We start from the raw sequence: 23,326 nt of genomic DNA, 5'->3' as shown, positions 1-23,326 counted from the left end.
ATCTGGTCGCCGTTTGGAATGGGGATAAACAGATTATTTACATCTTCAATAGAACCGCGATGCGCTTTATCCAACCGGACAACCAAATCAAACTTACGCTCGTTCTCATAAACCACACCTGCCACTTTCCCTGCAAACGCGGTACTGACTATATCATTGACTTGTGCTACGTTTAAACCGTAATTCGCTATCCGGATACGGTCATATTCAATATTAATCTGCGGTAGGCCGGCTACCCGTTCCACTTGCGGGGCAGTTACGCCGTTCACGGTTTGTATGATCGACGCGACCTCATCGGCATAAATCGCCAGCGAGTCAAGGTTCTCTCCAAAGATTTTCACGGCTACATCCTGCCTGATACCGGTCATCAGCTCATTGAAACGCATTTGTATGGGTTGATTGGCTTCGAAGAACACACCGGGGATGCTTTCCAGTTTCTCCATCATTTCGTTGGCCAGTTCGTCGTACGATTTTTTTATTTCCCATTCCTTTTGGGGTTTCAAGATGATCATTAAATCCGTGGCTTCGGGTGGCATGGGGTCGGTTGGCACTTCGGCAGCCCCGGTTTTACCGACGACCATTTTTACTTCATCGAATTCCTTGATCATCCTGGATGCCTGCATTGAGGTTTCGAGACTTTGGCTCAATGAAGTCCCCTGCGGCAGGATGCAGTGAAAAGCAAAATCGCCTTCTCCCAATCGGGGCAAAAATTCGCCGCCCATTCTGGAAAACAGAAAAATACTGATGGCAAAAAGTCCTACGGAAATAGCTATGACGACATACTTTATATGAATCGCTTTTTCCAATAACGGCCTGTAAATACCTTGAAGATAGTTTATCATTTTATCGGCAAAGCTCTGCTTTGCGACCGGCTTTTTGGATAGACATAGTGCGCTCATCATCGGGATATAGGTAAATGACAGAATGAGCGCGCCTATGATGGCAAAACTAACGGTTTGGGCCATTGGCGTAAACATTTTCCCCTCTATGCCTACCAAGGTTAATATCGGAATATAGACAATGAGGATGATCACTTCCCCGAAAGCGGCGCTTGTACGGATCTTCCTCGCCGATTCGTACACTTCATTATCCATTTCGTTTTGGGTAAACCTATGGGAAGATTTCCTTAAACCGAGGTGGTGCATGGTCGCTTCCACAACAATCAATGAGCCGTCTACAATCAATCCGAAGTCAATTGCCCCCAAACTCATCAAATTCGCCCCCACACCAAATAACCTCATCATCCCCAGTGCGAAAAGCATTGCCAACGGGATTGCCGATGCTACGATCAAGCCCGCCCTGAAGTTCCCCAAGAAGAGTATCAATACAAAAATAACGATCAGCGCACCCTCAATGAGGTTTTTCTCGACCGTGCTTATTGCTCGCCCAACCAAATCTGTCCGATCCAAGTAGGGTTCGATGACCACATCGTCGGGTAAGGAGCGTTGGATAACCGGTATTTTTTCTTTGATGCGACTGACGACGGCCGCACTGTTTTCCCCCTTGAGCATCATGACAATGCCACCTACGGCATCTACCTCGCCATTATAGGTCATCGCACCGTATCGGGTAGCGTGTCCAAACCGTACCTCTGCTACATCTTTGATAAAGATAGGGACGCCACCCAAGTTCTTTACGACGATATTTCCCACATCTTCAAGGGAAGTAACCAAGCCTACGCCCCGGATAAAATAAGCATTCGGCTTTTTGTCGATATAAGCGCCGCCCGTATTTTCATTGTTGGTTTCCAACGCCGTGAAAATATCCGCGATGCTAACGTCCATGGCTTTGATCTTATTGGGGTCTACAGCAACTTCATATTGTTTAAGCAAGCCGCCAAAACTGTTGACTTCAGCGATTCCCGACGTACCATACAGTTGCCGCGCAACAATCCAATCCTGCATCGTCCGCAAATCCATTGCGGAATATTTCCCTTCGCTGCCTTCTTTCGGATGGAGGATATATTGATACACTTCACCTAAACCGGTGCTCACCGGTCCTAATTCCGGCGTACCGGCCCCTTTTGGAATTTGCTCCTCTGCTTCTTTCAGTTTTTCGTTAACCAACTGCCTCGCAAAATAGATGTCCACATCGTCATGGAATACAACCGTTACAACAGAAAGCCCGAACCTGGAAATGCTTCTGATTTCGGCCACATCAGGAATATTAACGATGCTTTGTTCAATGGGAAAAGTAACCAACTGTTCGACTTCCTGTCCGGCCAATGAGGGGGATAGGGTAATGATCTGCACTTGGTTATTTGTAATATCGGGTTGGGCGTCAATGGAAATTTCGGTAGCACTCCATGCCCCCCAAACGACAAGAAACAAGGTCATTAACCCTATAATGAACTTATTCTTTATGGAGAATTTTATAATACTATCTAGCACGTTTAAGACGATTAATGATGAATGAATAACGATAAACCGTAATGATTATAAGCCAGGGAAATACAATCGATGACCCAGACAGATGGCTTTGTGCGGAACGCAACCGGCCACAATCATTAACTCATTAAAAATTATGCATTAATCTTTGGCGGTTGCCATATTTCGCCTATGTAGTAAGGTATAAATTGCGAGATATATGGTGGGTTAGGTTTGGTTAATTCTATTGCCTTAATCTCCGAAAAACTGATGCCATTCCATTGGAACGCCACGGCAGAAACGGCTCCACAACAATTGCACAGGCAAAAAGGGCTGCACATATCGGTTTCATTCGTATGATCGTGGCTATCTTGATGATATTCAGCTATTTGTACCCCATACCTGTCGGCACACGGTATTAGAAACACCGCCAGCATATACATAGCCAATAGGGTAAACAAGATTCTCATGTACCGGCCAAAGGTAATAAAAATGCGCGTATTTTTCCGGCTTTTAACTGGTGTTATTCACCGAGTTGCTTTAGTCCGTCTACGACTCATCCTATACTATTGGTCTCCCTTCACTTTACCCATTTCCCGGAACGTCGACGGGGACATGCCGGTGTGTTTCTTGAAATATTTCACGAAATAAGAGGGGTCGTCAAACCCTAGCTGGTACCCGATTTGATTGACATTCAGATTGATATATAACAACATACGTTGGGCCTCCAACACAATACGTTCCCGTATCATCTGGGAGGGCGTTTTACTCAACAGCTGATTGGTAAGGTCCGAAAGGCTTCTGGGCGATAAATGAAGCAGACTGGCATATTCAGTTATGGCAAACCTTTTTCTGTAATTTTCGTTGATCAAGTTTATAAAATTGACGAGTTGAGCCCTCTTTTCATCCAGCAATTCCGGATATCCGCCAGATTTTTCAAACTCATTTTTTCGGCGCTGCACCTGGATGAGAAATGATTTGAGGTAATTTCTCAATAGCAGCTCTTTGCCAAATTCCGCATCATTTTCCAACTCCTGTTTGATTTGCAATAGGTATCCTTTCAAAATACCACCTAATCCGGCCTCCACACTATAAGACGGCTGTTGATAAGGATTATTGAATAGGCTGCATTTTAGGAAAAAATCTGTTTCATTTTCATTCCCAACCAGAAAAGCCTCGTTGAAATGGATGAGGACCCCTTGATAGCCAATAGATTTATCAAAATAATGGACTTGGTTATTCGCAATGAAAAAGATAGTGTTGTCGGATACATCATACGCGCTGAAATCAACGAAATGTTTTCCTTGCCCATTTTTAAACCATATGATTTGGTAAAAGCTGTGTATGTGCGGTTTGGTTACTTCACTCCGATTTGCTGTCAGGTGGTCGCTTAAGTCAAGTACCGCCAATTGCGGCTTATCGGGCTGATACTGATTAAGATGATATTCATGGATTGCAATGTCTTTTTCTTTGGCCATCGTTGTTCCTTCGCTAGGCTTACCAAGTGGCTAATTTACAAAATTCTCGACAGGACACTACAGATTTCGCGCGCTGGATTGGTTGTCAATGCCGATAAATACCATACATTTTCCCAAATGTCTACCGAAAACCGATGTATAAAAACGGAATTTCGCAACTTAAATGGAATTAAACGAACGGATTGTCATCATAGGCGGTGGGCTAAGCGGGCTTACCCTAGCTTACCTTCTATCAAAAAATAAAATCAATGCTACGGTCCTTGAAGCCTCCTCCCGGTTGGGCGGACGGATACAGACCATTAGGGGCGTCTTAGGGACACCGTTGGAATTGGGCGCGACCTGGTTTTCGGAGATGCACCCACAATTGCTGGCCCTGATCGACGAATTGGGATTGAAGAAATACCCCCAAATTTCCAAAGGCATATCCCTGTTCCAGACCAAGTCGTTCGAGCCACCGCAGCGATTTTTCATACCCGAATCGGAAAGCCCCTCTTACCGGCTTGTGGGAGGCACCCAAGTGTTGGTTGATACATTAGTACAAAAGCTATCGACCGGTACGGTTTTCCCGAATGCGAAAATAACCGCAGTCCGGGAAACGGAGGACAGGATTCTTCTGGAAACAGTTGAAGGCGACACCATGGAGGCTGACAAGGTTGTTATCTGCACACCCCCGCAATTGGCAGTTCGGCATATCAAATTCTCGCCCCAATTGCCCGAGGAATTGAACACCATCTTGCCGAATGTACAAACGTGGATGGCGGGCGCCGTTAAATTCACACTCGAATACGACCGCCCTTTTTGGCGAACAGCAGGGTACTCAGGAATGCTATATAGCCATGCCGGGATTATCATGGAGATGTACGATCACACCAATTTTGAAGAAAATAAATTCGGCTTTACAGGTTTTCTAAATAGTGCTTCAGCGACCTATCCAACGGAGGTCAGAAAGGATTTTGTATTACGCCAGTTGGGTGAGTTACTGGGTGCACCGGCACTGGAGCCCGTGGGGTATTTTGACAAGGTCTGGACAGACGAATTCGTATTGGCCGATCATCAGCTCATCCAACGGCCGCACCAATACAACGGACATCCATTGCTGCGGGAAAGCTATATGGGAGGAAGGCTTTTCTTTGCAGCGACGGAGACCGCTTCTCAATTTCCAGGCTACATGGAGGGCGCTGTCATTGCGGCCCAATCCGTTTTAATAAGGCTTTGAATAACAACCGTGGAACGATGGTAATACCAATATCAAGCAATTGCATTAAAATCTTGAAGGCGATCAGTCCTCAGCGGCGCTGTAACACTTTCCAGCTATTTATCGACCATTTTTTATGTCCAAGGTCGTTAACCACCCTTTCAATCGGGGATAATTTCATGTTTGAGCGTACTTAAATCGGGAGTCTTGTCGGACGAGATGGTGATTACGGTTTGGGTAGTGGAGGTGGTGCCGGTACTCAGCGTCGTCGGAATCAATCTTGATCCTTCATACTGAGCGCCATCTGTAGTGCTGATCGTGAACCTAACCGAAAAACCTCCATCCATGTCGAAGTCATAATCCATGTTAGTGGTATTTTTCACATCATAGGAAATAATAAAGTCGCTTCCCATATGGGTTGTTTCTATATTTGATACCGTAAAATCTGTTGGTTCAAATCGATTCGGAGACTCGGAAGGTTTATCCTTGCTACACGCGGCAAAAGCAATTATTGCCCATAATAAGACTGCTGGGGAAACGGATAATTTGTTTAAATGTGTCTTTTCCATATAACGTATATCTTTGTTGGATTACGGAAAACATTTTACAAAAATTATGCCTTTCATAAGGAAAAGTTGTCAATTTTTCAGCATGCATACAAACATCTTACGATTCATTTTGTTAGTGAATGTACTGGTCGCAACGGGGTCTAACTGACGTCGTGCTTCATATAACCGCAGCATATTCAAATAACTTCAAGCCTTATATTATGGCAAAGACAGATTTCAAAACCATTGACGAGTATCAATCAACGTTCCCTGTCCCTATTCGGGAGCGTATGCAACAAATCCGGGAAGTTGTCAAAGAAGCTGTTCCCGGCATAGAAGAAGTGATCAGCTACCAGATACCAGCCTTCAAGATAGGGAAATTCTTCTTGATCTATTACTCCGCTTATACGAACCACATTTCGCTCTCCAGTCCGTGGAGCGACGAACTGCTGAAAGAGTTTGCCGACGATTTAAAAGGATATAAGGTATCAAGGTCGGCCATACAGCTCCCCAATGACCGACCGTTGCCATTGGACCTCATCAAACGTATTGTGAGCTTCCGGAAAAATGAATACGTGCATCCGGGTTAGGGACCAATTTTCGATCGTTTACTTGGCTGAGATTATTTGCTGAGCGGTATATCCATGGGCGTTTATCGTCACGTTCATTTTCCCATTGACATATTAGTTAAATCAATATGCTTAATGTTATTATGGTTGGGGGTCTTCAATGTGTAACTATCGCCCCCAATATACAACGTATCTGCTTTCGATAAAAAAACCGCCTGTGTGCGGGGTTTCTGTTTATCGGGCAAACCCGCCCCTGTTAGTTCACCATTAGGGCCACTGTACCTTCCGAAATAAGCTTTCGTTTTTCCACGAGGTACGATTGTAATCGGGTTTTTGAGCAACCGGGAAACGCTACCGTCTTCCACCAAAACGAGATGGGATTGGGGGACATGCGTCTTACCTAAGTTATCGATGAGGTAAATATTTTCTACCTTGATTCTAGCTACCGAACCATCGGGGTTATATTCGAGATGATATTTCCCTTTTCCCACATATAAGGTGTCGCCATGAACTCCTTTATACAGTAACGCATCGTCGCCTGGGTTTAACCGATTCAGCAATGGAAGATCCGGTGGCCGTATGGTGTCTTTCGGAGGCGCGGGCGGAGCATCAACGTGGCGAGGCGGAGGTGGCGGCGGCGGAACAGTAATCATTTCAACCGCATCGCCCATAATTTCCACAGCCCCATGTTTGCCTTTCCCACCAAATTTTTGACGGGCCTCAACCGCATTGTATTCAACGATTTTACTGGCCTTTGATACACCGAATATCTTATATTTATCGATCTCCACGCCATTTATCAGAATCAATCGCTGGTCGGTTTTTATAGGTTTGTGCGTTGAATCCGAAAAGCTAGTCTTAAAACGGTAATCGGGCAACAACTCTTGGCCACCTGGCTCTGCTGTGGTATGCTCCATGGCGATGGTAATGAAACCATAATCTTTTTTTACAGTGAACGCCGAGATTGCCAAAAGGCCGGCAACCACAGGAACTGCCAGCAGGTATTTCAAACGAGCAATACCTGCTGATTTCTTAGTTTCTAACATGGAAATTCGTTTTTTTAGTTGGGTGTGATTAAATATAGGATTTACCAACAACCGGTTATCCATTCGACATGCGCTACCGATCAATAACATCGCATAACGATATGCGCCTTCGTGTAAACTGGCCTGTTCATCAGCGAGATACTCATGGTTAAGTTTAGCATCCCTCAGCAATAAATGGGCAAATGGATTGAACCACTGGAAGGCCCGGACAATTTCAAACAACAACACGTCCAAACTATGCCATTGACGAATGTGTACACGCTCGTGTATGATTACTGCTTCGTATGGAGGTGTTCCTTGCGGCATAAAAAGCCAACGGAAAAACGAAAACGGGCCGATACGCTTCTTTACCCACACCATCGTAATACCCTGTTCGCGTGTTTTCGTTCCCCGATAAAAAAGACGTAACAAAACGATTAATGAGCGAAGAAGCCTGAAAAGAACAACAACAACCCCAAGAACATACATATATGAGATGAACCAACCCCAGTCGATACCGTGCGCTGTTGTAACAACAGCTTTGCCAGCAGCCATGGTGCCTTGAACCAAGGTCACCGAAACGCCAACCAAACCCTCTTCCACAACAGATGATGTCGCCGCCTGTTGGATGGAAAGAAATGGAATCGCAAAGGCCAGAATGGGTGAAGCCAATAAAAAGAACCGGTTAAGCACATAGAAACGTTCCCCCTGCAACAATAACCAGTAAAAGGCATAAAGTGCACTTAGGTATGCACTTGCCTCCAGGAGATAATAGCCCCATTCCATATGCTTTATTTTTTGAGTTTCCCGGCCATCTTCAGCAATTCATCCAACGTTTGCGTATCGAGTTTCTTCTCTTCAACGAGGAATGAAACCAAATGCTTGTAGGAATTACCGAAGTAATTGTTCATTATTTTGTCAAAAGCGAAATGCTTGTAATCGGTTTCTGCCACTAAGGGAAAATACACATACGTGTTTCCGTACGCTTTGTGATCTAAAAAACCCTTACCTTCCAATACCCGGATAACGGTTGACACCGTATTATAGGCTGGTTTGGGATGGGGCATGGCGGCCAACACCTCCTTCACCATCGCCTCCTGCCTTTGCCAGATTATGCGCATCACCTCTTCTTCCGCTTTAGTTAGTTCTCTTATCATTATTACTGTTGCTATAAGTAAATAAAGCCCATCAATCAACTACAAATATAGTACTATAAAAATAGTTTATCAACTATTTTTATAGTAATTTCAACAAAACACACATAAATAACTATAACACAACATATTAAAATTGACTATTATTCATTTGGACTCCCCTCTAAAGCAGGCTTTCGGATGTTACTCTTTACCCTATCATGACACCATATTCGTTGCGATTGTTTAAGCTTGCCGTATGGCAATTCGCCACCATTCGTGGCCAATTGCGCAGCATACATACTGAATATAACGAACAAGACATGTCATACTGTACCACCATTCCTAAGCTGACGCCCGAAACCCGTAAAACCCTCCATCAACATTACCACGATAACCATTATGGGTTCCCCATCCATGACGACAATGAGTTATTCGGACGGCTGGTCATGGAAATCAATCAGGCGGGCTTGAGCTGGGAAACCATTCTGCGGAAAGAGGAAGCCTTCCGCCATGCATACAACCAATTCGATGTGGCCAAAGTCGCGGCGTACGGTGAGGCCGACCGTAATCGGTTGCTGGCCGATGCGGGAATCATACGCAACCGGCTTAAAGTCAATGCGGCCATCGAAAATGCAAAAGCGATTGTGGAGATACAACGCGTTTACGGCTCATTTGAGCAATGGCTCGACCACCATCATCCCATGTCGCTACAAGAATGGATGAAATTATTTAAAAAGACATTTAAGTTTACGGGCGGCGAAATTGTGAATGAATTTTTAATGAGCACCGGGTATTTACCCGGTGCTCATGATTCCGATTGCCCCATCCACGCGGCCATACTGGCGGCCAAGCCCAAATGGACGGCCAGATAGCAAGTTACCAGATAACAATCCGCTTTTCTTTCGGGAGGTATAGCTTATCGCCTTCGTTGATGTCAAAAGCTTCGTAAAAGCCATCCACATTGACGAGCGGCCCCACCGCACGGTACTGTGCCGGCGAGTGTGGGTCGGTTTTCACCTGGTTTACCACAAACTGCTCAGTAGTCTTTGTCCGCCAGATGGTGGTCCATGATAGGAAAAACCTTTGTTGCTGGGTAAATCCATCGATAGTACCGGGATTGCCTTTTTCCTTCAAATATAATTGCAATGCATCGTAGGCTACGGAAACACCCCCTAGGTCACCGATGTTCTCGCCTAGTGTAAAACGGCCGTTCACATAAACACCCGGTACGGGCTCATAAGCTTCGAATTGTTCCACCAAGGCACTGGTCGCTTTTTCGAATTGTGTCCGGTCTTCCTCCGTCCACCAGTTGTTCAGGTTACCGTTGCCGTCGTATTGCGAGCCGCTATCATCAAAGCCGTGCGACAGTTCGTGGCCGATTACCGCACCGATACCACCAAAGTTGACCGCTGCATCCGCTTTATAGTCGTAGAAAGGAGGCTGCAGGATGGCCGCAGGAAATACGATTTCATTGCGTGGCGGGCTGTAATAAGCATTCACCGTCTGGGGGGTCATCCCCCATTCCGTTTTATCTACCGGTTTACCTTGCTTGGCACGGTTCTCTTCAAACCGCCACCGCCGCGCATTCAGCACATTCTCGAATAGCGACCCGCCCACTTCCAAGCCTGAATAGTCCTTCCACTTATCCGGGTAGCCGATCTTTACGGTAAACCGGGCCAACTTGGCTAATGCCTTTTCTTTCGTCGCACCAGACATCCACGTGAGCTGCTTGATATGCTGTTCGAACGAGCGGATCAGGTAGTCGACCATTTCTTCAGCGGCCTGCTTAGCTTCCGCTGGGAAATGCTGTTCCACATACAGTTTGCCCAGCACTTCGCCAGCGGTGCGATTAACGAACTCCTGTCCACGCTTATCCAATGCACGCTGCTCCTGTTGGCCACGCAGTGTCCGGCCCCAAAAATCGAAACTGAGCTCATCCAACTCTTTTGTTAGGCTGGTGGCGGCGCCATTGGCGATATGGAAACGGAGAACATCTTTAATGGTTTCCAAATTCTCAGGTTTCAACACTTCGTCCAGCTCCTCGTAGTATTTTATCTCGCTGATGATTACCGTGTCGGTATGGAAACCCAAATCGGTGAGGTATTGGGCGATGTCGATATTCTTTACCAGTCCTTTTAGATCAGCAACAGCTACTGGATTGTAACGTAGCGATGCGTTCCGGATCTCTTCTACCGTGAGCATATGGCTGGCTAGTTCTTTTTCAAACGCGATGATGGAAGGGCCCTTCAGGTCACGCGTACGCTGGCCGATTTCAGGAAATAGCCGGTTGATGTAATCGTTATAATCCGCTAACGTTTTGGTGTTTGACTCATCCACTTTTTGGTAATAGGCGCGTCCCAGCCCTAAGTTGGCAGAGCCGAGGTACACCGTGTTCATGTCACTATTTTTCATGTGCGCAGACACGTGTACACCGAAAAACGGATTACCCCCGATGGGGGCCGTTTCAACGAGGAAACGATAAAGATCATCGAAATTTTCGATGGCATCCACTTGTTGCAACATAGGTTGGATGGGAGTTATCCCAACCTGATTGCGCGCTTCGAAATCCGTGTATGACCGATACAGGTCGGCAATCTTCTGGCCGTCGCTACCTTGGGCATGCGGTTTGGCCAAAGCGTCTTTAAGGATTTCGAGGGTGGCGACATCTGTGTTTTCCCGCAATTCGTCGAAACTTCCCCACCTCGCTTTATCCGATGGGATTTCAACCGTCTTCATCCAATTGCCGTTCACATAGCTATAAAAATCATCTTGCGGCCGGACGGTGTTATCCATTAAACCGAGATTAATGGCCTGATGGGGCTGTTGTGCATGGGCTGTTGTTGCAATCGCCGTAACGATTGCTAGAGTTAAACAATACTTCATGTGCATTTTTTTTGATGGAGCAAACTTAAAAAATATCTGCGAGTAGCTAATTTATTTGCGGAGAGATAAATAAATCGTTACAAGAAAACCAAAAATATCCTATATTTGGCGGAAACAACTCATTACTTCGATGAAACTGGTTTATTCCAACAGCACCCTGCCCTACAGGGACAGGGCTTGAGACCCGGGCTTCCCGTTTCGGGTATCCAATAGGTTTCGGGGGCACTCCCTGAAACCATCCGCGCTTATTTACGTCTTTTTATATCCTCGTTTTTTCCATGTATCACCATCGTGCCCTTGGAAAACCGAATAACCCGTATTATCGCCATGACAAATCCATGGAAAAGAACATTCGCCATCATTTGGAGCGGACAATTTGTATCACTACTGAGCAGTTCTGCCGTCAATTTCGCTATCATCATCTGGCTTAGCCTCGAAACCGGGTCAGCCGAAGTACTAGCATACGCTGCTATCGCCGCGTTTCTACCGCAAACCATCATCGGCCCTTTTGCAGGTGTCTACATTGACCGTTGGGACCGCAAGCGCACGATGATCCTTGCGGACGGTTTTATCGCGGCCTGCACCGGGGTAATGTCGGTATTGTTTTACCTCGGTTATTCCGAGCTGATATTCATTTACCTCCTGTTGGGTCTGCGTTCGGTGGGGTCGGCCTTCCATATGCCGGCTATGCAGGCCTCGGTACCTTTGTTGGCACCTGAGTCTGAACTGCTTCGCATCGGCGGCATCAACCAAGTCATCCAATCGGTCTCCAGTATTGCTGGACCGGCACTGGGCGCATTGGCCATCGGGCTGATGGACATTGGGTACGTATTGCTGCTCGACATTGGCGGGGCCATATTCGCCATTGCCTCGCTCCTGTTAGTGCACATCCCGAACCCCGAAAAAGGAGAATCCGAACAAAGCGCGGGCGTCAGCCAAGTGCTGCGCGACCTTCGCCTGGGTATTGCCGCCGTGACTTCAAACCGGGGTATATCGTGGCTTTTCGGTTTTTCCGTCCTCGCCACTTTCTGCATCATGCCGGTAGCCGTATTGTTCCCGCTGCTCACGTTGCAGCATTTTGGAGGCGGTAAATTCGAAATGAGCGTCATCGAGGTGGTTTGGGGGATCGGGATGCTTGTAGGGGGCGGATTGCTGGGTGTTTTCAAACCGGCAATGAATAAGATCATCATCATCAACGGTATGCATATCCTGCTGGGCCTCAGCTTGGCCGGCTCGGGCTTGCTACCCGCCACGGGATTTATCTTTTTCGTGGCCCTTACCATACTCGGTGGCCTAGCTGCTTCAATCTACAATGCTTCGTTCACAACAGTATTACAGGAACGGATTAATCCCGCTATGCTAGGCCGTGTGTTTTCGATGTATTTCAGCATTGCACTGCTGCCCTCCATGATCGGTTTGCTAAGTACCGGATTCCTTGCCGATACCATTGGCATTACCGTAACCTTCGTCATACTGGGCAGTGTAATCGGTCTGATTGGTCTTATTTCCTTTTTCGTTCCCGAATTGATGCAAGTGGGTATTAAAAAAGAATAATCACTTTCCCGAAAAAAACTTATTGAAGTACCACAATTGGTAACCAATAGACCGCTCCCAATAATCCCAATTATGGGCTCCGGGACCGGTGATATACATATGCGGGATGTTCCGGTCGAGTAATTTGCGGTGCAACTGCTCATTTACGCCATAAAAGAAATCACTGGTTCCGCAATCGATGATGAGAGACAGTGCATTGGGCGTAAGGCGATGGACCAAGTTGACCACCGTATGGCTCTCCCACCGCTCGGGATAGTCAGCATAACTACCTAATCGCTTGGCCATATCCCAATTCAATGGAAACGGGCGTATATCTACACCACCTGCCGTGCTACCCGCGGCGCCATAAACATCGAGATGCCTCATGGCGAGGTAAAGCGCACCGTGCCCACCCATGCTAAGACCAGTGATGGCCCGCCCCTCGCGGGCTGCGAGGGTTTTATACTGCTCATCAACAAACGATATCAGTTCGTCCGACACGAATGTTTCATAGCGGAACGTACTGTCTACCGGGCTGTCCCAATACCAACTGCCATACCCCCCGTCCGGACATACAATAATCAAATCATACCTATCGGCTAAATCTTTGATTTCCGGCACCTTATTCACCCAGTCGGCATAATTTCCGCTATAGCCGTGCAACAGGTACACTACCGGAAAGGAATCGCGCTGGGCATAGGTAGTAGGTTTGACAACAACGGATTTCACGCTTTTACTCATTGCTTCGCTCCAAATGGATATGGTATCCACATCGGCACCGCGCGCATGGGCGATGTAAAGCGCGAATACTGCAAATAATAAACAATATCTCATTTCTTTTGTTGAATGGAGTTGTGTATTGTTAGCCTACGCGGTAAAAATAGGAAATGCTCCGATATTTTATGCCGTTGTGCCCTAAATAATTTCATACCGCGTAAGAGCGTTCCAAATACCGTTCTCTTCCGTGGTATCCGTCACAAAATCTGCCGCGGCCTTTACGTTATCCCCCGCATTGGCCATGGCTATGCCAATACCTGCCGTACGTAGCATCTGGATATCATTTCCACCGTCACCGAATGCCATGGCTTCCGCTGCCGTCAGTCCGTACCGCGCAAAAAACTGTTCCATACCGATTTGCTTGCTGATGCCGCGTGCATTGACATCGATAAACTCGGGGCACCAACGACTTGATTCACAATTTCTCAGCACATTATTGATCAGGTGGAGTTCCTTATTTTCATCGACAAACAGATTTAATTGCAGCACCTCGGTTTCGAGCGCACTGACAAACGGTTTCGCATGTGGCACCTCCAATTTCAGGAGTTTGAACGTCGCTGTTACGTCGTCGGTAATGTCACTGATGAACGACCCTTCGGTTGTCATCACCCCCACGGGAAAGCTTTCGATGGTAGTCAGGTGGTCATACAAGAGTTGGATGTCGTCTACGTCAATCGTATGGCGAAAAAAGGATTGGCCACCTCCGTCTACACAATAACTACCGTTGAATGTGATAAACCCATCGAATCCATAGGGTGCAAGGAATTTGGCATGTTCATAAGATCTCCCTGTCGAAATGATGATTTTTATCCCTTTCGCTTTCAGTAAGGCCAAGGCTTCTACGGTAGAGTCGGGTATGACCTTACTTTTCAGTCCTAAGAGCGTGCCATCGATATCAAAAAAGACGACTTTGATGTTCGGATTCAACATGGCACAAAGGTCGACATTCCTTTGGTGGTTTGCAATTTCCAGTTGCCCTTGTACCTAATTGATAAAATCCGATAGATACAAGCATGGGGTACCGTCTGGTTGAAAGAATCCCCATCCGGTATTCAACGGCCGAGAATCCGCGCTGCCATCAGTATGCCGCAGGTAGCGATTGAATCGGTGATTTCGAAGCGCATAACCATATCCACGGCTTCAGAAAGCGGTATTTTCTTCACTAACAGTTCCTCGGTTTCCTCCGGCTGAGCGTCACCCGGTGTCAACCCCCGCGCCAAGAAAATAAACCCCTCTTCATCGGTCACTGAATTGGATGTGTGCACACGACCGATCTGCTGCCAATGTTCCGCGGTTAAGCCCGTTTCCTCCTTTAGCTCGCGTCGGGCGGTCGTTAGTGGGACTTCCCCTATCGGCCCGCCGCCTTCCGGAATTTCCCATGAATATTCATCCAACGGATATCGATATTGGCCCACGAGATAAACGAAACCATCGTCATCGACCGGGACGATGCCAATCGCTTTGTTCTTGAAATGGACAATGCCATAGATTCCGGGGTTGCCTGCTGGTGTGGTCACGTCGCGATGCTCCACACGTATCCAAGGGTTATCGTAGGCCGTTTTTTTACGTATCGTTTTCCAGTTATTGACTTCCATTTGGTTCATACTGATAAAATGAGAATGACGAATACCCGTATTTCCGCGTTTGTACGAGGCTTGGATGTATAGGAATTTTACGCGTTGTTGCGTGTTCCAAGACCAACCATCCACCTGGCTTTAACAATCCGCCGTCGAAGATACGGCGGGGAATATCGGGCAACTGGGACATTTCGTAAGGCGGGTCGGCGAAAATAAAATCAAACTCGTCTCGGCAAGAGGCGATGAATTTCAACACATCTGCACGGACACCTTTAACCGCAACTAAATCTAACTTTTTGGCCGTGTCGTTGATATACTGGATACACTTGAAGTGGATATCTACAGCAGTGATACGTGCAGCCCCACGAGAGGCCATTTCGAGGGTCATGTTTCCCGTGCCCGCGCAGAGATCCAGCACATCTGTACCTTCGAAATCCATATGGTGCTGCAATACGTTGAATAGCGCTTCCTTCGCCATGTCCGTTGTCGGACGGACAGGAAGGCTGGTTGGCGGCTGGAGCCGTAGTCCGGCGTGGCTACCTCCTATGATTCGCATTGATATAATCCGAACAGTGAAAGAAAACGGTGTTTATGGGACATGGCATCGGCCGGCAGCCCGACGCCCGTATAGGTGCCGCTATCGGCCAATATCGTCTTCCCACCGTAGGCCGACGCACGATCATGATAACCATCGCCTTGCTCGACATCACCAGCCAATAGGATAACAGGTTGTCGGTCTGTCAAGCCGAATTGATGCAACACTGATAACAAGTGATAGGTAAAGTCATCTTCTGTAGTACACTCAAAATCATGCCCGTATAGAAATGTGTTCTTGTCAAATAAAACAACGGTTATATGACAGGCGTGCCGCTCGACAACCATCAGAGGTTGGCTGCTGTCTACCCCTTGGGCAGCGACTGCACTGATCAGCGACCGCACGTGTGGATAGTATTTGGCATGAGGGAATCGGGCGATAAGGTCTTCCAGACCCACATAATTTGTCTGGTAAAGTAGTTTGACATCAAGCGGATCAATGTGGTCAACCCGCATTTCCCCGACACCATCAAAAGGAAGATAATGGCGATAAGTCTCGTGTCGTTGTTCGTCATATACATCCGCGGGGATGAATGTGTACCGGCAATCGGCGACGGCTATTCTCACGGCCGCAAATGCATGCGCGAGTATCTCTGTCGCTTCGGGTGCCGCATTTGCAGAGTCGTAGCTTGCGGCAAACTTGAGCTGCCGGTCCCGATCGACAACGGCCAATTGCTGGATTTCTCCTCCTAAACCGATCAACAGGGTGTAATCCGTTGTTTGCTGCCCATCAAAGTCGGTCGTTGTATATATCATACTGATCTATTTGCCGCGACAAACTTACTTAGATAAATCATTTTGAGCAAACTTTTGGGTACCTTTGGCCGTGCAGCTAGTTGATTTGATTTCCAATCGCTTCCCTATGCGGCCTACGGGACAGCAAGATGCGGCGTTGCAGCGCCTTGCTGATTTCCTGGTTGATCATGACCATCGTGAATCGAGTTGTTTTGTACTTAAGGGATACGCGGGCACGGGTAAAACGACCATCATTAGTGCGTTGGTAGCTGCACTTCCAGCGTTGGGCATGCGCTCAGTGTTACTTGCCCCCACCGGACGCGCGGCAAAGGTAATGAGCAGTTATGCTCAAAAAAAGGCATTTACCATACATAAGAAAATCTACCGAAAAAAAGTGGCCTTGTCGCCAGAAATGGTATTTAGCCTAGCCGACAACCTGCACACGGATACGTTGTTCATCGTTGATGAAGCATCGATGATTTCCAACGAGCGGCGTACATTCAACGGAGGGAGCCTTTTGGAAGATCTCATCCAATACGTGGCCAATGGTGAACGTTGCCGTTTGCTGTTTGTGGGCGATACGGCCCAGCTCCCGCCTGTAGGGCTAGCGCAAAGCCCGGCATTAGATGTCCAAGGTCTATCACGGAACTTTGGCCTTCGGGCTGCGGCCTACGAACTCACCGAAGTGGTGCGACAGGAAAAAGACTCGGGTATTCTCCACAACGCCACGGCGATACGCCGGCAGATCCAAACAGCTACCGACAAAACCGACGATGAGCCCATCCCTTTCCCACAATTCAAGGTAAGAGGCTACTCCGACACGTACCGGATGACCGGCGAACACCTCATTGAGGGGTTGCATTATGCGTATGATAAGTACGGCATGGAAAACACCATCGTGATATGCCGCTCAAACAAGAATGCTAGCCTGTATAACCAACATATCCGCAACCGGATCCTTTTTAGGGAAGAAGAGCTAACAGGCGGAGACTACATCATGGTGGTGCGCAACAATTACTTTTGGCTCACCGCCGAATCGGAACGTACGGGTTTCATTGCGAATGGCGATATGGCTGAGGTACGTCGGGTGCGGAACGTGCATGAGCAGTATGGATTTCGTTTTGCCGACGTGAGCCTCGAATTCATGGATTCGGACGAAATGGAACCGGTGGATTGCCGGGTAATGCTCGATACGCTCCATAGCGATTCGGCAAACCTCCCGCAGACCGACCAGCAACGCCTTTTTGAAGCCATTATGGCCGACTATGCGGACATCGCGGATAAACGCGAACGCTTGGCCGCCCTTAAGTCCGACCCTTATTATAACGCGCTGCAAATCAAGTTTGCCATGGCCGTAACCTGCCATAAGGCACAGGGCGGACAATGGCAAGCCGTTTTTGTAGACCAAGGTTATCTTACTGAAGCATTACTCGACGTGGAATTCCTACGATGGCTCTACACAGCTTGCACCCGCGCGACCGACGAACTGTTTCTAGTCAATTTCAACCAAAAGTTTTTTGTTTAGCGACTAATGACCAAGGCCTAAGGCCTACCACATACAACAAAAATATTACGACGGGCACCGAACAAACCCGGCCGGTACTTGTATTTACTTCATACACCAATCGTAGAGACGATGAAGGGAGGAAATAGGACCGCCGAAGACCGTCCGAAACCTGTGCTCCGCATAGTAGATGCCATGGTCATCATTGTAGGGATTGTCGTTGGAGCGGGTATTTTCCGCACGCCTTCGCTGGTTGCTGCCAGTACCGGAAGCTGGGAATTGTTCCTCTTAGCATGGCTATTGGGCGGTGCCATCTCACTAATAGGTGCATTGTGTTATGCAGAGCTTACAACAGCCTTTCCGAATACGGGTGGAGACTACCATTTCCTCATGCAAGCCTTTGGTAAGCGGTTCGCTTTCCTCTTTGCATGGGCAAGGATGAGTGTTATTCAAACCGGGTCGATTGCGTTGCTCGCCTATATCGTTGGTGATTACCTTTCCCCATTATATCACCTGGGTCCCTACTCGGCCGCCCTATACGCAGCATGTGTCGTGGCAATCCTCACGGCGATGAATATCATTGGCTTAAGATTTGGAACGGGCGTCCAGAAAATACTCCTTGCTGTCCAGTTCGCCGGATTACTGCTAATCACGATCATCGGCTTCTTCGTACCCACAGTACCCACCGCGTTGGCCGAATTGCCGCTCGCCGGTGATGCCCCTTCTCCCACGTTCGGCCTGGCCTTGGTATTCGTATTACTCACCTTTGGTGGCTGGAATGAAGCGGGTTACATATCCGCCGAATTACGTGCGGGTAGCCGTAAGATGGTTCAGGTATTAATATGGAGTATCGTATTGATTACTGCGATTTACCTGCTCATAAATGGTGTATTCATCCGGGCGTTGGGCATAGACCGCGTAGCGGCGTCGGACGCCATCGGTGTGGATTTGATGCGGGTTACACTCGGTGAGCCAGGCATTGTACTAATGGGCATATTGGTAGCTGTAGCCGCCCTTACGTCTGTAAATGCCACCATTTTTACCGGCGCCCGGACTAATTACGCGCTTGGCCGCGACTTCCAGGCTCTCCGCTGGCTGGGGAAATGGCATAACAAAACATCGTCGCCAACCCATGCCCTAGTCGTGCAGGGAATGATTGCCTTGGCCCTTATCGGACTGGGAGCAATGACACGCGATGGATTCCAATCGATGGTCGATTTCACCGCACCTGTATTCTGGTTTTTTTTCCTAGCCATCGGCCTTTCGTTGTTGGTATTGCGCAGGAAAAAGCCCAATACCCCTAGGCCGTTCCGAGTGCCGCTGTATCCGGTTACGCCGTTCATATTCTGCGGATCGTGCACCTATTTATTGTATTCGAGCCTGATGTATACGGGCGTCGGCGCGTTGGTAGGCGTTGCCGTGCTGCTGTTGGGCACGTTGTTTTTCTTTATCATATGATAAAAAACAATTGATAAGTTTAATACATACCCGAACGAAACAATGCTGGTTATCGAGTGTTAACTTCATTAGCCTACGTTTGGGACGAGGATTTAAAAGCTATTATAAATCACACTTAAAATAAAAAGACGATGAGCACGATGAAAAATTGGCTGATTGCCCTGTTTGTTGGAGTATGCTCGGTGGCGTATGCCCAAAAAACCAAACTGGATGTACCTTATGTACCTACAGACCAGAAAACGGTGGAAGAAATGTTGAAGCTCGCCGGCGTGAAGGCCGGGGATGTAGTTTACGACCTGGGATGCGGTGACGGCCGCATTGTCATTACGGCGGCCGAGAAATTCGGCGCCACCGGCGTGGGCGTGGATATCAACCCCGAGCGGATTGCGGAAGCAAAGGCCAATGCAGCAGCGGCCGGCGTGACCGACCAGGTAGAATTTGTATTGGGAGACCTGTTTGAATTTGATTTCAGCAAAGCCGACGTGGTGACCATGTACCTGCTGCCGTCTGTGAACTTGGAGCTGCGGCCCAAACTCCAGAAAGAGCTGAAGCCGGGAAGTCGTATTGTATCACACGATTTCCATATGGGTGATTGGAAGCCCGAAAAGACCGTGCGGGTGGGTAGCCATGATACCATTTATTTGTGGACGATCGAGTGATACCCTATTGCCCATCAACATCACGTGATTATTACAATCGGCCGTTCGGTAATTTGCATAGAAAACTGTCCCTTTGCAGGGCAAGACAGTACCAACATACATCATTTAAGCCGCCATGCAAAGAAGTTATATGCTGCTATTCCTCGTGTTCGGGCTACTCAACACGGCGATGGCACAGGAAGACAATGCGAACCGCCGCGCAAATTACCAATTGGCGGCTCGCTTTTCACCCGAAAAACTAAAACGCCTGATTTTCTCTACATCGGTCAATCCACAATGGTTGAAAAGTTCAGATCAGTTTTGGTACGTATACGAAACGTCCGAAGGCAAAAAGTGGTATTTGGTTGATCCCGACGCACGACGGAAGGATTTGCTTTTTGACAACGCTTACTTGGCTGCCCAGCTTACACGGATCGTAAAAGATCCTTTCGATGCCCGTCACATTAACATCCGTAACCTTCGATTCACCGACGATGAACAGCGCATTCGCTTTGAGGTGAGCAGTACCAAAGACACGCTCAAAACCAAAGAGGAGCGCGAAAAGAGCAAGAGCAAAACCGATTCGTTGAAGAAAAAAATATTCTATCTCGAATATAATCTGCAAACCCGCCAAGTTATCGAACTGGCAGATTCTCTTAAACCCAAACCCCACCTATCTTGGGCCTCCTTCTCACCCGACACCGGTACAGTGTTTTTTGCACGGAAGTACAACCTCTATTGGATGGATCGTGAAAACTATGAAAAAGCGAGGAAAGATGAGAAAGACAGCACCATTGTTGAACACCAGTTTACGACCGACGGGGTACAGCATTATGCTTGGGGCGGCGACGAGCGTACCACCACAACAGGCGATGACGAAGAGGACGAAGAGGAAAAGGACAAACGTAAACAGGCCCGCGTCATCTGGTCGCCCGACGGTCGCCACTTTTTGGTGGTACGCAAAGACAATCGGCACCTCAGTGCGCTATGGGTCATCAATAACGTGGGCGGAAAACGCCCCACATTAGAGACCTATAAGTACCAGATGCCAGGCGAAACCGACAGCTCGGAACAGGAACTCTACCTCTTTGAGTTTGTCACAAAAAAGGCCAAACGTATCGCTGTGGGTGCATTCAAAAATCAAACGCTATCCATCTGGACAGCGCCGCATCCGCGCAACACTCAGCCAGATGACATCCGCATCAACACCTGGTTAGGCACCAATGAACGGTTTTTCATGGCGCGTAGCAGTCGCGACCTCAAACGCATCGATCTGATAACCGTAGGAGTCAACGGCGATGTGAACACACTTGTCGAAGAACGTTCAAACACCTACCTCGACATCCAGCAACCGGCATTGATCGATGGCGGACAGGAGTTCGTATTTTGGTCGGAACGTGATGGCTGGGGCCATTATTACTTGTATGATGGCCAGGGCAATCTAAAGAGCCAGATCACTTCGGGCGAATTTTACTGCTCGGACGTCATTGGAATTGACGAAAAGACACGTACCCTTTATTTCCAAGCCAATGGCCGAGAAGAAGATGAAGATCCGTACTACCAGCACCTCTACCGTATAAACCTGAATGGCAGCGGCCTGAAATTGCTCAATCCGGGTAACTTCGACCACCAATCGGAGATGGACGAAGACGAACGGTTATTCGTTAACAATTGGTCGCGAGTGAACACCGTCCCGGAATCGGCATTGTACAACAGTGCCGGCGAACTGATATTACCCTTGGAAACCGCCGATCTTTCGCAATTGTTTGCAGCCGGATACCAGTTTCCAGAGCCCTTCCGCGTAAAAGCCGACGATGGCATCACCGACCTGTATGGTGTGATGTATAAACCGTTTGATTTTGATTCTACCCGTTTATATCCACTTGTGGAGTATGTATATCCCGGTCCACAAACCGAAGCGGTAAACAAAGCATTCGGGCGTAGCATGGACCGGATCGACCGCTTGGCTCAATTCGGATTCATTGTTGTAACCGTCGGCAACCGGGGCGGCCACCCTGCCCGGTCCAAATGGTACCATACCTACGGTTATGGCAACTTGCGCGACTACGGCTTAGCCGACAAGAAAACGGCAGCCGAACAGCTGGCCGACCGCCACCCGTTCATCGATATCAACCGTGTCGGTATCACGGGGCATTCAGGTGGCGGCTTCATGTCAACTGCTGCCATGCTGGTGTATCCAGATTTCTTTAAAGTGGCCGTGTCGGGCGCGGGCAACCACGAAAACAACATCTACAACCGGTGGTGGAGCGAGCGCCACCACGGCGTTACCGAAAAGGTATCCGCCAAAGGCGACACGACCTTTTCTTACGCTATCGAGAAAAACACCGAACTGGCACACAACCTCAAGGGGCACCTGCTATTGGCTACTGGCGACATCTATAACAATGTGCACCCCGCAAATACCATTCGGATGGCCGAGGCACTCATCAAAGCGAATAAACGGTTTGATTTTCTATTATTACCGGGCCAACGCCATGGATTTGGTAACATGACCGAATATTTTTTCTGGAAAATGGGTGATTATTTCTGTGAACACTTGCTGGGAAACTACCAAGACGAGGTGGACATTATCGAAATCAACAGGGAAAAGCCCCTTACACGATAGTGTCCATAACCCCACCCCTATCTCGGCACGCCTCGTCCAAACAGTGGGCAGAATGGGCAGCTCCGAGATGTTGGACGTCGAAAAACAAGTAAAACGGATGAAATCATCTAAATAAATTTGTTTATTGCAATAAGCATCTTATTTTTGGCGACTCTTTGTTAAGACCTATTTTGACAATGAAGATTTTTGTAAACGATTGATTTGGATATAATGGAATTTTTACAGGAAAATTTAATCTATTTGGTACCTGTGCTTGCTTTAATCGGCATTGGGGTGATGATTGTAAAATCAGCATGGGTACGGAAACAGGACGCTGGTGACGAGCGGATGAAGGTTATCGCGAAAAACATCCAAGAAGGCGCTTTGGCGTTTCTAAAAGCAGAGTACCGGATTCTTTTCATTTTTGTCATTATCGCTTCCATTGCGCTTTTCGCCGTTTCTACCGTGGTTGAAACCACCCATTGGATTATTGTCGTAGCTTTTATATTCGGTGCTTTCTTTTCGGCTCTAGCCGGAAATATAGGCATGCGCATCGCAACCCAATCCAATGTACGTACCACACAGGCTGCAAGAACCAGTTTGCCGAAAGCGCTGAAAGTTTCATTCTCTGGCGGTACGGTGATGGGATTGGGCGTAGCTGGACTGGCCGTGCTCGGTTTAAGCATTTTCTTCTTGATCTTTCTT

The 23,326-nt window shown here is 47.8% G+C and carries 21 protein-coding genes; 9 read left to right on the top strand and 12 right to left on the bottom strand.

Translation table 11 applies throughout. The features are described from left to right. The 3 genes from ACO1NT_RS06615 to ACO1NT_RS06605 all read right to left on the bottom strand — a co-directional run. A partial coding sequence (locus tag ACO1NT_RS06615; RefSeq protein ID WP_449047655.1) for an efflux RND transporter permease subunit occupies positions 1 to 2,336 on the bottom strand: 2,336 nt, incomplete at its 3' end. 185 nt (positions 2,337 to 2,521) lie between these two features. Next, positions 2,522 to 2,836 carry a DUF6660 family protein gene (locus ACO1NT_RS06610; RefSeq protein WP_449047653.1) on the bottom strand — a complete coding sequence of 105 codons (315 nt, stop codon included), beginning with the start codon at positions 2,834 to 2,836 and terminating at the stop codon, positions 2,522 to 2,524. A 96-nt stretch (positions 2,837 to 2,932) separates the two neighbouring features. Beyond that, on the bottom strand, positions 2,933 to 3,844 hold the full coding sequence (locus ACO1NT_RS06605; RefSeq protein WP_449047651.1) for an AraC family transcriptional regulator: 912 nt from the start codon (positions 3,842 to 3,844) through the stop codon (positions 2,933 to 2,935). A gap of 163 nt (positions 3,845 to 4,007) precedes the next feature. On the opposite strand from ACO1NT_RS06605, the gene ACO1NT_RS06600 reads away from it, so the two are divergent. Beyond that, on the top strand, positions 4,008 to 5,060 hold the full coding sequence (locus tag ACO1NT_RS06600) for a flavin monoamine oxidase family protein (RefSeq protein ID WP_449047650.1): 1,053 nt from the start codon (positions 4,008 to 4,010) through the stop codon (positions 5,058 to 5,060). A 140-nt stretch (positions 5,061 to 5,200) separates the two neighbouring features. On the opposite strand, the gene ACO1NT_RS06595 is transcribed toward ACO1NT_RS06600, so the two are convergent. After that, positions 5,201 to 5,452, bottom strand: a complete 252-nt coding sequence (locus tag ACO1NT_RS06595) for a hypothetical protein (RefSeq protein WP_449047649.1) — start codon at positions 5,450 to 5,452, stop codon at positions 5,201 to 5,203. A gap of 356 nt (positions 5,453 to 5,808) precedes the next feature. Here ACO1NT_RS06595 and ACO1NT_RS06590 point away from each other — a divergent pair, with 356 nt between their 5' ends. Then, on the top strand, positions 5,809 to 6,177 hold the full coding sequence (locus ACO1NT_RS06590) for an iron chaperone (RefSeq protein ID WP_449047648.1): 369 nt from the start codon (positions 5,809 to 5,811) through the stop codon (positions 6,175 to 6,177). Between the two features lie 74 nt (positions 6,178 to 6,251). On the opposite strand, the gene ACO1NT_RS06585 is transcribed toward ACO1NT_RS06590, so the two are convergent. Both ACO1NT_RS06585 and ACO1NT_RS06580 read right to left on the bottom strand, forming a co-directional pair. Further along, positions 6,252 to 7,967: a M56 family metallopeptidase gene (locus ACO1NT_RS06585; protein WP_449047646.1), complete on the bottom strand. Its 1,716-nt coding sequence runs from the start codon at positions 7,965 to 7,967 to the stop codon at positions 6,252 to 6,254. Between the two features lie 5 nt (positions 7,968 to 7,972). Continuing rightward, the gene (locus ACO1NT_RS06580; protein WP_449047645.1) at positions 7,973 to 8,338 is read right to left on the bottom strand and encodes a BlaI/MecI/CopY family transcriptional regulator; all 366 of its coding nucleotides are present in this window, start codon (positions 8,336 to 8,338) and stop codon (positions 7,973 to 7,975) included. A gap of 197 nt (positions 8,339 to 8,535) precedes the next feature. Between ACO1NT_RS06580 and ACO1NT_RS06575 the strand changes: the two genes are divergently transcribed. After that, complete coding sequence (locus tag ACO1NT_RS06575; RefSeq protein ID WP_449047644.1) at positions 8,536 to 9,189, top strand: DNA-3-methyladenine glycosylase I; 654 nt, start codon at positions 8,536 to 8,538, stop codon at positions 9,187 to 9,189. Positions 9,190 to 9,193: 4 nt separating this feature from the next. Here ACO1NT_RS06575 and ACO1NT_RS06570 read toward each other — a convergent pair whose 3' ends face one another. Next, entirely contained in the window at positions 9,194 to 11,200 is a 2,007-nt protein-coding gene (locus ACO1NT_RS06570; protein WP_449047643.1) for a M13 family metallopeptidase, read from the bottom strand. A 327-nt stretch (positions 11,201 to 11,527) separates the two neighbouring features. Here ACO1NT_RS06570 and ACO1NT_RS06565 point away from each other — a divergent pair, with 327 nt between their 5' ends. After that, positions 11,528 to 12,754, top strand: a complete 1,227-nt coding sequence (locus tag ACO1NT_RS06565; RefSeq protein WP_449047641.1) for an MFS transporter — start codon at positions 11,528 to 11,530, stop codon at positions 12,752 to 12,754. Here ACO1NT_RS06565 and ACO1NT_RS06560 read toward each other — a convergent pair whose 3' ends face one another. From ACO1NT_RS06560 to ACO1NT_RS06540, 5 genes are all read right to left on the bottom strand, one after another. Further along, a complete protein-coding gene (locus ACO1NT_RS06560; protein WP_449047639.1) occupies positions 12,755 to 13,567 on the bottom strand; it encodes an alpha/beta hydrolase in 813 nt (270 codons plus the stop codon). A gap of 81 nt (positions 13,568 to 13,648) precedes the next feature. Then, positions 13,649 to 14,440, bottom strand: coding sequence for a Cof-type HAD-IIB family hydrolase (locus ACO1NT_RS06555; protein WP_449047638.1), 792 nt, complete (start codon positions 14,438 to 14,440; stop codon positions 13,649 to 13,651). Between the two features lie 122 nt (positions 14,441 to 14,562). Further along, positions 14,563 to 15,114: an NUDIX domain-containing protein gene (locus tag ACO1NT_RS06550; protein ID WP_449047636.1), complete on the bottom strand. Its 552-nt coding sequence runs from the start codon at positions 15,112 to 15,114 to the stop codon at positions 14,563 to 14,565. Beyond that, on the bottom strand, positions 15,092 to 15,643 hold the full coding sequence (locus ACO1NT_RS06545) for an RsmD family RNA methyltransferase (RefSeq protein ID WP_449047635.1): 552 nt from the start codon (positions 15,641 to 15,643) through the stop codon (positions 15,092 to 15,094). Before ACO1NT_RS06545 ends, ACO1NT_RS06550 begins: the two co-directional genes overlap by 23 nt. Further along, on the bottom strand, positions 15,631 to 16,437 hold the full coding sequence (locus ACO1NT_RS06540) for a DUF3822 family protein (RefSeq protein ID WP_449047634.1): 807 nt from the start codon (positions 16,435 to 16,437) through the stop codon (positions 15,631 to 15,633). The genes ACO1NT_RS06545 and ACO1NT_RS06540 overlap by 13 nt, the downstream gene beginning before the upstream one ends. A gap of 70 nt (positions 16,438 to 16,507) precedes the next feature. Between ACO1NT_RS06540 and ACO1NT_RS06535 the strand changes: the two genes are divergently transcribed. The 5 genes from ACO1NT_RS06535 to ACO1NT_RS06515 all read left to right on the top strand — a co-directional run. Continuing rightward, entirely contained in the window at positions 16,508 to 17,941 is a 1,434-nt protein-coding gene (locus ACO1NT_RS06535) for an ATP-dependent DNA helicase (RefSeq protein WP_449047633.1), read from the top strand. A gap of 111 nt (positions 17,942 to 18,052) precedes the next feature. Next, positions 18,053 to 19,378, top strand: coding sequence for an APC family permease (locus tag ACO1NT_RS06530; RefSeq protein WP_449047632.1), 1,326 nt, complete (start codon positions 18,053 to 18,055; stop codon positions 19,376 to 19,378). 131 nt (positions 19,379 to 19,509) lie between these two features. Next, the gene (locus tag ACO1NT_RS06525) at positions 19,510 to 20,037 is read left to right on the top strand and encodes an SAM-dependent methyltransferase (RefSeq protein ID WP_449047631.1); all 528 of its coding nucleotides are present in this window, start codon (positions 19,510 to 19,512) and stop codon (positions 20,035 to 20,037) included. Positions 20,038 to 20,152: 115 nt separating this feature from the next. Beyond that, positions 20,153 to 22,642, top strand: coding sequence for a DPP IV N-terminal domain-containing protein (locus ACO1NT_RS06520; RefSeq protein ID WP_449047630.1), 2,490 nt, complete (start codon positions 20,153 to 20,155; stop codon positions 22,640 to 22,642). A 210-nt stretch (positions 22,643 to 22,852) separates the two neighbouring features. Continuing rightward, positions 22,853 to 23,326, top strand: a 474-nt coding sequence (locus ACO1NT_RS06515) for a sodium/proton-translocating pyrophosphatase (RefSeq protein ID WP_449047629.1), incomplete at its 3' end; no start/stop codon positions are given.

Source organism: Parapedobacter sp. (assembly GCF_053550995.1).
The sequence above is the reverse complement of the archived record's forward strand: the minus strand, read 5'-3'. Positions and strand labels throughout refer to the sequence as shown.